Source organism: Dokdonia sp. R86516 (assembly GCF_044596715.1).
Taxonomy (GTDB): Bacteria; Bacteroidota; Bacteroidia; order Flavobacteriales; family Flavobacteriaceae; genus Dokdonia.
In genome coordinates, this window is the sequence record NZ_CP138998.1 from 2455638 (window position 1) to 2467955 (window position 12318).

Below are 12318 nucleotides of genomic sequence, written 5' to 3' on the forward strand. Positions count from 1 at the left end.
TAAATAAGCACTACCTTCGTGCCTTTAAAGAAGTGGCTACATTTAGGTCATTTCACAAAACCTTTATATGTCATTTAAATCTTTAGGGCTCTCTGATGCCCTGCTCAAAGCTGTGAGCGAAAAAGGCTATACAACGCCGTCACCTATTCAACAAAAAGCAATTCCGGAAGTATTAAAAGGCAAAGATGTCCTTGCTAGTGCACAAACAGGAACAGGAAAAACTGCAGGATTCACATTGCCTATGATTCATAGGCTCATAAGTAACCCAAAACAAGGACGCCGCAAGATAAGAGCACTTGTGCTTACACCTACAAGAGAACTTGCTGCACAAATACAAGAAAATGTATTAGAGTACAGTAAGTATGTAGATATTAAATCCATGGTAATCTTTGGAGGAGTAAACCAGAATCCACAAGTACGTACTTTGCGTCAAGGGGTAGATATTTTAGTTGCCACTCCAGGTAGGTTATTAGATTTACAAAATCAAGGTCTACTAAGTCTCTCTGATGTGGAGTTCTTAGTACTTGATGAAGCAGACCGTATGCTAGATATGGGCTTTATACACGATATTAAGAAAGTGTTGAAAATGGTTCCTGCCAAAAGGCAGAATCTTCTTTTTAGTGCAACCTTTAATACAGATATCAAGAAATTTGCAAATAGCATCCTTACAAATCCTGTACTAGTAGAAGCGACACCAGAAAATACAACTGCCGAAAAAGTAGATCAGAAAACCTACAGAGTAGATAAGTCTCGTAAGACAGAAATGCTTATAAAGTTTATAAAAGAGGGAAATTGGGATCAAGTACTTGTGTTTACAAGAACAAAACACGGTGCAAATAGACTATCTCAAAAATTAGATAAAACAGGAATCTCATCTGCTGCGATACATGGTAATAAAACGCAAAACGCAAGAGTAAAAGCACTCGCAGGTTTTAAAAGCGGTAAAGTACGTGTACTTGTAGCGACAGATATTGCTGCACGTGGTCTTGATATTCCATTATTACCTTATGTAATTAACTATGAGCTGCCTAATGTACCAGAAGATTACGTACACCGCATAGGTCGTACAGGTAGAGCAGGAGCAAGTGGTCAAGCAATTTCACTAGTAGGAGTAGATGAGGTAGACTATGTAAAAGGTATAGAAAAACTTTTGGGAGAAAAACTACATAGCGAAGTTCTAGAAGGTTTCCAGCCAACAGATACGCTTGCACAAATTAAAAAGCAAGCTGCCGAAAATAAAGCCAGGCATCAGCAAGGCCGTCGTAACTCACGTAATGGTGGAGGACGAGGCAAAAATACTGGAGGAAACAAAAATTCTGATAGTAGAACAAAAAATTCAAGAAGACGTTAATCGTTGTCTTTTGTTATTATCAAACCCTTTATCTATATGGATAGAGGGTTTTTTTATGCTTTCGCGAAAGCGTATGTTAAGAAAACTTTATTATCCTTAAACTTATTTAGAATAATTAAATATAAGGTTGTTTGTTTTTCAATTGCTTATTATTTTCGCGAGCTCAATACTTATATATATTATGAAAATACTTCGCTACTTTTTGATTCTTGCACTTATAGTCCTTGTGGTTATCCAATTTATCAGACCTGACAAGCAGGAGGGTAATTACCTTGCTATCGATGCTTTTGAGGCAGAGACTAACATGCCAGCAGAGGTTAAAGCAATATTTAGAAACAATTGTTATGATTGTCATAGTGGTGTAACTACATATCCTTGGTATGCAGACATAGCACCATTATCTTTCTGGGTTAATGATCATATTAAAGATGGAAAAAGACATTTTGATGTGGAAGAGTGGAATAACTACTCGCTTAAGAAAAAAGACCATAAACTAGATGAGCTTATAGAAGAAGTAGAAGAGGGAGAAATGCCATTAAAGTCATATACGTTGCTTCATGGAGACCTCTCTGAAGAAGAAAAAGAGCTTTTAGAAAATTGGGCAAAAGCCACTCGATCCCAGTTACAGAGCAAGATGGTGGTTGAGTAGGACAAGCAAAAATCAATTTTAACACATTCTTATTCTTATTTATTCTAAATAAGCTTGCGAGAACAAGAAATGACTATTATTTTTGCCGTCGTAAACAAATTCACTATTTATATTAAGTCTAAATAAAAATGAAAAACTTCTTACCAATAGCATTAGCAATTACGACAATCGCCTTTACATCATGTGAAGATGACGATAGCCCAGTAATCGAACAAGAAATTGAAGTAGTCGCACCAGCAACTTATTCTTTTGAAAGAAATGGAGAAAGCACTGTGAGCTTCTCAGGCCAAACAACACGTATCGCGATGGCACAAGAAATTGTGAGCGAGATGAGTGATTTTGATAATGCTTCAGTAGCATCATTAACAGATATGTTTGCAAATGAGAACAACCCTTTTGAGGATGCAGATTTAAATGCGTCTGATAAGAGTGTAAAAAGTAAAGTAGCTGCTTCTACAGATTATTTTTCTACAAATGCAGCCGCCTCTGCCGAAATTAAAGCATATATAGAGTCACACTTTACAACTCAAGTAAATGAAGTGTTTCCAGCTCAAAATACACAAGCCTCTATAGGTGTTGCGGGTCAAATAGCAGATGGAGAAAGTACTCGCTATGTAGCAGCAAATGGTTTTGAATATAATCAAGTAGTAGCAAAGAGTCTTATAGGTGCTTTGATGGTAGATCAAATGCTAAACAATTACCTAGGTACAAACGTACTAGATGCGGGTACTAATGTAGCAGATAATGATGCAGATATACTTGTAGAGGGTAAAGCTTATACAGATATGGAGCACAAGTGGGATGAGGCTTTTGGATACCTCTTTGGTAACAGTGTAGATCCAGCAAATGCAAATGCTACTATAGGTACAGATGATTTCTTCTTAAACAGATATTTAGGTCGTGTAGAAGGTGATGAAGACTTTGCAGGTATCGCTCAAGATGTTTTTGATGCTTTTAAACTAGGTCGTGCAGCAATCGTTGCAAAGGACTACGAATTGAGAGATGAGCAAGCACAAATCTTAAGAACAAAAATATCTGAAGTTATTGGAGTGCGTGCGGTTTACTACTTACAACAAGGTAAAAATGCAGTAGAGCAAGATAACTTTGGAACTGCATTTCATGATTTATCTGAAGGTTTTGGATTTGTATATAGTTTACAATTTACACGTAACCCTGATACAGATGCACCATACTTATCTAGAGAAGAAGTGCAAGGAATTGTGAGCCAACTTACAGCTGGTAACGGACTTTGGGAAGTTACACCTGAAACACTTGATTTGATTTCAACTACAATTTCAGATCGTTTTAACTTCACACTAGAGCAGGCAGGAAGTTAACAAGAGATAACACCTATTAACAGGGAGCCCATTGGCTCCCTTTTGGTGGTAAAAAGAAGAATTAACTATGAAAAAGATTTTTGGAATTATAGCAATTGCTTTGTTCTTTTATGCATGTGGTAGTGATGATACAACCATTACAACAGACGATAGTGGAACAGAAAACACAAGTAACTTTGATCGTAGCGCGATGCTTACTAATTGGGCAGATAATATTATTGTGCCAGGTTATGTAGATTTTAATGCAAAGGTAAATGCGCTAGAAAGCGCAACAGCAGCATTTACTGCAGATGCTAGTGATCTTACCGCAGTGCGTGCCGCATGGTTAGACGCTTACACAACATGGCAACGAGTTTCTATGTTTGAAATAGGTCCAGCTGAAACGGTGAACCTACGTCTTAACGTAAATATTTACCCAGCAAATGTTACAACCATAGAGAGTAACATTGCTAACGGTTCTTATGATTTTGGACTTTCATCTAACCGTTCTGCCAAAGGTTTTCCCGCAATCGATTATTTATTATATGGTCTTGGAGCAGACGACGCTGCAATTCTTGCTGTTTATAATGGAGCAGAAGGCGCAGATTATAAGCAGTATTTAATCGATGTAGTTGCAGATATGAAGCAACTTACATCATCAGTATTAAGCGAGTGGCAAGGTTCTTACAGAGCTGCATTTATAGAAAACGATGGAGCTTCGGCGACGGCGTCTACAGATCGTTTTGTAAATGATTACATATTCTATTACGAGAAGTTTTTACGTGCTGGTAAAATGGGAATTCCTGGAGGCGTATTTTCTGGTAATGTAGAAGTTGGCAATCTAGAAGCACTGTATGCAGGTAACCTTTCTAAAGATTTATTCTTAGTAGGTCTAGATGCAACTCAAGATTTCTTTAATGGAACAGCTTATAATACTAGCGCTCAAGGCGAAAGCTTGTCATCATACCTAGATGAGCTTAACGCTATTGAAGGTGATATATTTTTAAGTTCGATTATTAATAATCAGTTTGATGTTGCACGTGCTTCTGTAACCGCTTTAGGTAGTTTTGAAAGCGAACTTTCTCAAAATCCGCCTACAACATTCTTAGAGTCTTATAATGAGGTACAGCGTCTTGTACCACTTCTCAAAGTAGATATGGTAAGCGCGATGAGCATTAGTATTGACTTTGCAGATGCAGACGGAGATTAGATCTTAGATGATACAGCAAGTCAAAAGATATTTAAATACACAAAGAGAGGCCGCACCACTAGCGGTCTTTCGTGTGTCTTTTGGGCTGCTCATGCTAGCCAGTCTCATCAGATTCTGGAGTTACGGGTGGATTGAAAAATTCTATATTGCGCCATCCTTCCATTTTACATTTTATGGTTTTGAATGGGTGCGTCCTTTTGGGAATTATACCTATTTATTATTTGCGATATGTGCGTTAAGTACGATCATGATTACCCTAGGTTATAAATACCGTTTGGCAATCATTGTCTTCTTTTTAAGCTTTACTTACATAGAGCTCATGGATAAAACCATGTATCTCAATCACTACTACTTCATCAGTATGCTTAGTTTCCTGATGATTTTTATACCTGCAGGTTCTTATTTTTCGATTGATGCGTTACAGCTTTCGCGAAAGCGTACCACAACACCTATACAGTTTGTGCCTCGTTGGACTATAGATAGTATAAAACTACTTCTGGGGATAGTGTATGTGTATGCTGGCCTAGCAAAACTTAATAGCGACTGGCTCATTAAGGCTATGCCTCTTAAAATCTGGTTACCCTCTAAGTTTAATATTCCATTTATAGGAAACTTGCTGGGAGAGGAATGGGTGCAATATGTTTTTAGCTGGTTTGGAGCGGGATATGACTTATTTATTCCATTTTTTCTGCTCTGGCGCAAGTCGAGGCCTTTTGCATTTATCATGGTAATTATCTTCCATGTGCTCACCCGAGTACTATTTCCTATCGGGATGTTTCCGTATGTGATGATAGTGAGTGCGTTGATTTTCTTTGATGCAGGTTTTCATAAAAAGATTATTAACGCTTTCGCGAAAGCGGTAAAATACCCACAACAGTTATTACAAACTACACAGCGCTATGTACCTAAAAATTCTAACCTAGCAAGGACTTCTGTAGTCATAGTAGCAGTGTTTTTTACTATACAACTGCTCTTGCCATGGCGTTACCTAGCGTATCCTGGGGAGTTATTCTGGACAGAAGAAGGTTACAGATTTTCATGGAGAGTGATGCTTATGGAAAAATCTGGCTATGCACAATTTAAAATAGTGGACGGCGTAAGCGGAAAGAGATTTTATGTAGATAATACAGATTTCTTAACGCCATTGCAAGAAAAGCAAATGAGCTTCCAACCAGACTTTATTTTAGAATATGCTCACTATCTTCGCGACCATTTTGAGGGGCAAGGTCATCAAGAGGTAGAAGTCTACGTTGAGTCTTATGTTGCTCTCAATGGAAGGTTAAGTACCGCTTATGTTGATCCTAAAGTGGATCTCGCGCAAATAGAAGATTCTTTTGCTCATAAAAATTGGATTATACCATTTACAGATGAAATTAAAGGTTTATAGTACGTTATTATTGATTTTATGTGCGCTTTCTATGAGTGCACAATTTACATTTTCAGGTAAAGTAACAGACGCCACTGGTGCTGGTATTCCAGAGGTTGAGGTATATGTGCGCCAGGCAAATATGGTGGTTACTACAAATGCTTCTGGTGCATTTACATTTGATAATGTGCCATCTGGAAACTACGCTGTAGTTGTTTTTGGTTTTGCTTATGAGCTTATAGAAGATCAAGTTTCTATTACCAGTAATATCACTAAAAATTATAGCCTTCAAGAGCTTGGAGAGTCACTTTCTGAGGTGGTGCTTACAAGCCGTCGTGAGAAGATTTTTGCACTTCGCTCACTTAAAAAAGTAGAGGGAACAGCAATTTATGCTGGTAAAAAGAGTGAAGTAGTACTTGTAGATCAACTTACGGCAAACCTAGCAGCAAATGCACCTAGACAGATTTATAGTCAAGTGGTAGGACTTAATATTTATGAAAACGGAGATGCTGGATTGCAACTCAATATAGGTGGCCGTGGTCTAGACCCTAACCGCTCTGCCAACTTTAACATTAGACAGAATAACTATGATATAAGTGCAGACGTTCTTGGATATCCAGAAAGTTACTATACGCCACCGGCAGAGGCTCTTAAAGAAATTCAAGTAGTACGTGGTGCTGCATCTTTACAATACGGGACACAGTTTGGCGGATTGATAAATTTTAAATTTAAAGAGCCAGTAAAAGACAAGGAGATTGAATTAATATCAAGGCAAACTGCAGGTTCTTATGGGCTGCTTACCTCTTTTAATAGTTTAAGCGGTACAGTGGGGAAGTTCAGTTATTACACTTATTTTAATTACAAAGAAGGAGATGGCTGGAGACCTAACTCTCAGTTTAACAGCCGTAATTATTTTGCACACGCTGCATACCAGCTTAGTGAGAACACTAAAATAACTGGAGAATTGACTTTGTTTAATTACTTAGCAAAACAAGCCGGAGGTCTCACAGATGCTCAATTTATAGAAGACCCTAACTTTAGTAACCGTGATCGTAACTGGTTTGATGTAGACTGGAAAGTATACTCTTTACGCCTTGATCACGCCTTTAGTGCGAAAACAGATTTTAGTTTAAATGTTTTTGGTCTAGACGCACAACGTAGTGCTGTTGGTTTTAGAACGAACAGGGTATCTCAGCCAGATGACCTAGAAGAACCTAGAGAACTTCTAGTGGATAGCTTTACAAACTGGGGTGCGGAGGCGCGCTTACTTACGAGATATAAGATAGGAGTGAAGGATGCTGTTTTCTTGATAGGAAGTAAGTATTACGATGCAAGTAACAGTCAGCAGCAAGGACCTGGAACTACAGCAGACGATGCAGATTTTAGTTTTGCTACAGAGCAGTTTCCTAATTATGAACGTCAAGCTGAATTTGATTTTCCTAATAGAAACCTAGCTATTTTTGGGGAAAACATTTTTAATGTGACAGACAGGCTTTCTATAACTCCAGGTTTGAGGTATGAGCAAATCAAAACAGAAAGTGAAGGTTCTTTTAATAATGTGGTGGTTGACTTAGCAGGTAATGTACTTCTAAATGAAGATGTAGCAGATAATAGAGTATTTGACCGTGATTTCTTACTATTAGGTGCAGGTGTAACGTATGATCTATCTCCAGCAGTTGAATTGTATGGAAACTTTAGCCAGAATTATCGTTCTGTTACTTTTAATGATATTAGAATTACAAATCCATCATTTGTAGTTGATGAAAATATAACTGATGAGGAGGGATTTACCGTTGATTTAGGAGCTAGGGGCCGCATAGACAACAAGTTTGCATATGACTTTAGTTTGTTTGGTGTGCGATATGATAATCGCTTAGGAGAAGTGCTTTTTGAAGATAATGACGGTAGTATAAAGAGACGTCGTGGTAATATAGGAGATGCATTTATTTACGGCTTAGAATTTTTTACAGATTGGAATATAAAAAACACATTTTTTGAAGACCAATCAGATTATAAACTTAAACTCTTTACAAACCTAGCGCTTACAAGCTCAGAATATTTAAGCTCTGATGCAAATGGTGTAGAGGGTAATGAAGTAGAGTTTATTCCAGCTGTAAACTTCAAAACCGGAATTAATTTTGGTTATAAAAACTTAACTGCAAGCGCGCAATACACATATCTCACTGAACAGTTTACAGACGCATCAAATGCACCTCAAGATGTGAATGATAATCAGCGTGGTATAGAGGGAACAATCCCTTCATACGGAGTACTAGATATTTCGGCAGCCTATACTTGGAAGCGTTTTAAGTTAGAGGCTGGATTAAATAATGTGCTAGATGAATCTTACTTCACTAGACGTGCTACAGGATATCCTGGCCCAGGAATTATACCTGCAGAGCCAGTTACTTTCTATACGACACTTCAGATTAAGTTATAGAAGTTGAGTTTTACTCCATAACAAAGCCATCCCATAAGTTTATGGGATGGCTTTGTTATATGGTGATGTTGTGTTACGCATTGCCTTGTGGAGCCCAAGAAGCGCAGAGCATTCCGGGAGCAGCTTGTGTAGGGTTTGCGCAATCACTTTCATGATAGCGAGTGCAAGTAACGCAGTTACGATCGTCTTTTAAAGCAGCTTTCATATCAAAGCTATCACAGGTGTATTGAGCACCTACGTGTACTTCATGCTTTTTGCAAAAATTACCATCTTTTAGTTGGTTACAGTTTGAGCAGTTGTGTGCGAGTTTGATAGCCATAATTTTATCTTTTTAATTTATTTCTCCTTTAAAGTTAAGTATTAATAAAGCATAAAGATTATAATTAATTGTTAATCAGACTGTTTGTATTTAGATTGAGTAAGAATAGTTATTCTATACTTGGCGTAGTTGCTAGATAATTATAATAGCAAATTAGGTTAAGCGACTGTAGTTTAAAGAATGAAGGTTGGTAATTATTAGATTGCAGTTGATTTCCTTACATATTGAGGAATAAAATGTATCTTTACACGCAATTAATTGTTAGCGTGGATTTATCGTTTATTCGCTTTCGCGAAAGCGTAATAATCCATTCTCACTTCTTAAAACAATAATTGCGATGACTGCACACGAGAATAAAATCTTAGGAGAAGGACTTACATACGATGACGTACTTTTAGTACCAGCTTTTTCTGAAGTACTTCCAAGAGAGGTTAGTATACAATCAAAATTTACCCGAAACATCACACTTAATGTGCCTATTGTCTCTGCGGCAATGGATACAGTAACAGAAAGCCGTATGGCAATTGCTATAGCGCAAGAAGGTGGAATAGGCGTGTTGCATAAAAATATGACGATTGAGGAGCAAGCTATTAAAGTGCGCAAAGTAAAGCGTGCCGAAAGCGGAATGATCATCGATCCAGTTACATTACCTCTTGAATCAAATGTAGGCGATGCAAAAGCAGCCATGAAGGAGCACAGCATTGGAGGTATTCCTATTGTTGACGATGCCGGAAAATTGATAGGTATCGTAACTAACAGAGATTTACGTTTTGAGAAAAACAATGATCGTCCGGTAAGCGAGGTAATGACTTCAGAAAACCTAGTAACTGCTGCCGAAGGAACTTCACTACAACAAGCAGAAGAAATCCTTCAAAATTATAAAATTGAAAAGCTACCTGTAGTAACAGATAGTAATACACTTATAGGTCTCATCACTTTTAGAGACATCACAAAACTTACTTTAAAGCCTAATGCAAATAAGGACATCTATGGTAGACTGCGAGTTGCAGCTGCAATTGGTGTAACAGGAGATGCTGTTGAGCGTGCTGGAGCTTTAGTAAAAGCGGGAGTAGATGCTATTGTTATAGATACTGCTCACGGTCATACAAAGGGTGTGGTAGAAGTGTTGAAATCTGTAAAGAAAGAATACCCTACACTAGATTGTGTTGTAGGAAACATTGCAACTGGAGCTGCTGCAAAGTATTTAGTAGAAGCAGGCGCTGATGCAGTAAAAGTAGGTATAGGGCCAGGATCTATATGTACTACACGTGTAGTAGCAGGTGTTGGTTTTCCGCAGTTTAGTGCAGTACTTGAATGTGCAGCAGCAATTAAAGGAACAGGAGTTCCAGTAATTGCAGATGGTGGAATACGTTACACGGGTGATATACCTAAAGCAATTGCTGCAGGAGCAGATTGTGTGATGCTAGGGTCATTACTTGCAGGAACTAAAGAATCTCCAGGAGAGACTATCATTTATGAAGGGCGTAAATTTAAGTCTTATCGTGGTATGGGTTCTGTAGAAGCTATGAAGCAAGGATCTAAAGATCGTTACTTCCAGGATGTAGAGGATGATATTAAAAAACTTGTTCCAGAAGGGATTGTAGGTCGCGTTCCTTACAAAGGAGAGCTTAATGAAAGTATCCATCAGTTTGTAGGTGGTCTTAGAGCAGGAATGGGATATTGTGGAGCTGGAAGTATAGAAGCATTAAAGGAAAATGGCCAGTTTGTAAAAATCACAGCAAGTGGTATTAATGAAAGCCATCCACATGATGTAACTATTACAAAAGAGGCACCTAATTACTCTAGATAAGTAGGCTGCATTCTAAAAAGCATAACTTAAATTATAAAAGGCAATCCAGCTTAGGATTGCCTTTTGTTTTGATTAAATAAACGGGTCAAGTGTCTTAAAGTCTCCTTAAAATCTTGTACTTTTACACCCCGTAAACGAACTACAGAAAATCCTTCAATGGCATCTACAAAATACATCTTCGTAACGGGCGGAGTTTCTTCTTCTCTAGGTAAAGGTATCATCGCAGCATCGCTAGCTAAATTACTTCAAGCCAGAGGCTACAGAGTTACTATCCAAAAATTAGATCCTTATATAAATATTGATCCAGGTACTTTAAATCCTTACGAGCACGGTGAGTGTTATGTAACAGATGATGGTGCTGAGACAGATCTTGACTTAGGTCATTATGAGCGTTTTCTTAACGTTCCTACTTCGCAGGCAAATAATGTTACAACAGGACGTATTTACCAGAGCGTAATAGACAAGGAACGCCGTGGAGAGTTTTTAGGTAAAACGGTTCAGGTAATTCCACACATAACAAATGAAATCAAGGAGCGTATCCAGATTTTAGGTAAAAGCGGTGATTATGATATCGTTATTACAGAAATAGGAGGTACTGTAGGTGATATTGAATCACTGCCGTATATAGAAAGTATAAGACAACTTAAGTGGGAACTAGGAAAGCAGAATTCGCTAGTTATTCACTTAACACTTATTCCTTTCCTGGCAGCTGCAGGAGAACTTAAAACTAAGCCTACGCAACACAGTGTGAAAACGCTCATGGAAAGTGGGATTATGGCAGACATCTTAGTATGTCGTACGGAGCACGAATTAGGATATGAGCTTAAGTCAAAACTGGCTCGTTTTTGTAATGTAGAGCAAGAGGCAGTTATAGAATCTAGAGACGCAAGTACAATATATGATGTACCTAATCTCATGCTAGAGGAAGGACTAGATGTAATTTCACTTAAAAAATTAGATCTTTCTGATACTACACAACCAGAGCTTACTGGATGGAATGAGTTTCTTGCAAAACATAAAAACCCAAAGTCTACAGTTACTATTGGGCTAATAGGAAAGTATGTAGAATTACAAGATTCTTACAAATCTATACTTGAGGCTTTCATACATGCAGGAGCAGAAAATGAAGTAAAGGTAAATATAGAGAGTATCCATAGTGAGCACATTACTCCAGATGTAATCAAAAACAAAATAGCAAAACTAGATGGTGTTCTTGTGGCACCAGGTTTTGGAGAGCGCGGTATTGAGGGTAAGATCAAAGCGGTACAGTATGCTAGAGAGCATAAAATTCCATTTTTAGGAATTTGTCTCGGGATGCAAATGGCAGTGATAGAATATGGTAGAAACGTATGTAATCTAGCAAAAGCAAACTCTACAGAGATGGATGCAAATACTCCGCATCCAGTTATAGGCTTAATGGATGAGCAAAAGAACATCACAGAAATGGGTGGAACGATGCGTTTAGGAGCTTGGGCTTGTAAACTTGAAGGAGGTAGTATTGTAAGTGATGTTTATAAAGAAGAAGTTATTATGGAGCGTCACCGTCATAGATATGAATTTAATGATGCATACCGTGAGCAGCTAGAAAAAGCTGGTATGAAAATAACAGGAACAAATCCTGACACGGGACTTGTAGAAATTATAGAAATAGAGGACCATCCATGGTTTGTGGGAGTCCAGTATCACCCAGAATATAAGAGTACGGTATCTAATCCACACCCATTATTTGTGGCATTTGTAAGAGCAGCGGTAAGTTATGCTCAAGATAGTACTCGTGTCACTATGTCATAAAGTACAATAATGGAAGCAGAATTGCTTTGAGAAAATCACGCTTTCGCGAAAGCGTAATAAAAACAC

At 37.9% G+C, this 12318-nt stretch carries 9 protein-coding genes; 8 read left to right on the forward strand and 1 reads right to left on the reverse strand.

The window, feature by feature from the left end:
• Positions 1-67 precede the first annotated feature (67 nt).
• The 6 genes from SJY23_RS11040 (at position 68) to SJY23_RS11065 (ending at position 8332) form a co-directional block, all read left to right on the forward strand.
• A complete protein-coding gene (locus tag SJY23_RS11040) occupies positions 68-1351 on the forward strand; it encodes a DEAD/DEAH box helicase (protein WP_396596384.1) in 1284 nt (427 codons plus the stop codon).
• Positions 1352-1532: 181 nt separating this feature from the next.
• The gene (locus SJY23_RS11045) at positions 1533-2000 is read left to right on the forward strand and encodes a heme-binding domain-containing protein (protein ID WP_035337417.1); all 468 of its coding nucleotides are present in this window, start codon (positions 1533-1535) and stop codon (positions 1998-2000) included.
• A 128-nt stretch (positions 2001-2128) separates the two neighbouring features.
• Positions 2129-3337 (forward strand): DUF4856 domain-containing protein, encoded by a 1209-nt coding sequence (locus SJY23_RS11050; RefSeq protein ID WP_396596385.1) that lies wholly within the window; start codon positions 2129-2131, stop codon positions 3335-3337.
• A 67-nt stretch (positions 3338-3404) separates the two neighbouring features.
• Complete coding sequence (locus SJY23_RS11055) at positions 3405-4526, forward strand: imelysin family protein (RefSeq protein WP_396596386.1); 1122 nt, start codon at positions 3405-3407, stop codon at positions 4524-4526.
• Positions 4527-4533: 7 nt separating this feature from the next.
• The gene (locus SJY23_RS11060; protein ID WP_396596387.1) at positions 4534-5913 is read left to right on the forward strand and encodes an HTTM domain-containing protein; all 1380 of its coding nucleotides are present in this window, start codon (positions 4534-4536) and stop codon (positions 5911-5913) included.
• Complete coding sequence (locus SJY23_RS11065) at positions 5894-8332, forward strand: TonB-dependent receptor domain-containing protein (RefSeq protein ID WP_396596388.1); 2439 nt, start codon at positions 5894-5896, stop codon at positions 8330-8332. The genes SJY23_RS11060 and SJY23_RS11065 overlap by 20 nt, the downstream gene beginning before the upstream one ends.
• A gap of 73 nt (positions 8333-8405) precedes the next feature.
• On the opposite strand, the gene SJY23_RS11070 is transcribed toward SJY23_RS11065, so the two are convergent.
• Positions 8406-8651 (reverse strand): hypothetical protein, encoded by a 246-nt coding sequence (locus tag SJY23_RS11070; RefSeq protein WP_035337403.1) that lies wholly within the window; start codon positions 8649-8651, stop codon positions 8406-8408.
• A 337-nt stretch (positions 8652-8988) separates the two neighbouring features.
• Here SJY23_RS11070 and guaB point away from each other — a divergent pair, with 337 nt between their 5' ends.
• The gene (guaB, locus tag SJY23_RS11075; protein ID WP_396596389.1) at positions 8989-10461 is read left to right on the forward strand and encodes an IMP dehydrogenase; all 1473 of its coding nucleotides are present in this window, start codon (positions 8989-8991) and stop codon (positions 10459-10461) included.
• Positions 10462-10617: 156 nt separating this feature from the next.
• Positions 10618-12252: a CTP synthase gene (locus tag SJY23_RS11080; protein ID WP_035337398.1), complete on the forward strand. Its 1635-nt coding sequence runs from the start codon at positions 10618-10620 to the stop codon at positions 12250-12252.
• Positions 12253-12318: the final 66 nt, after the last annotated feature.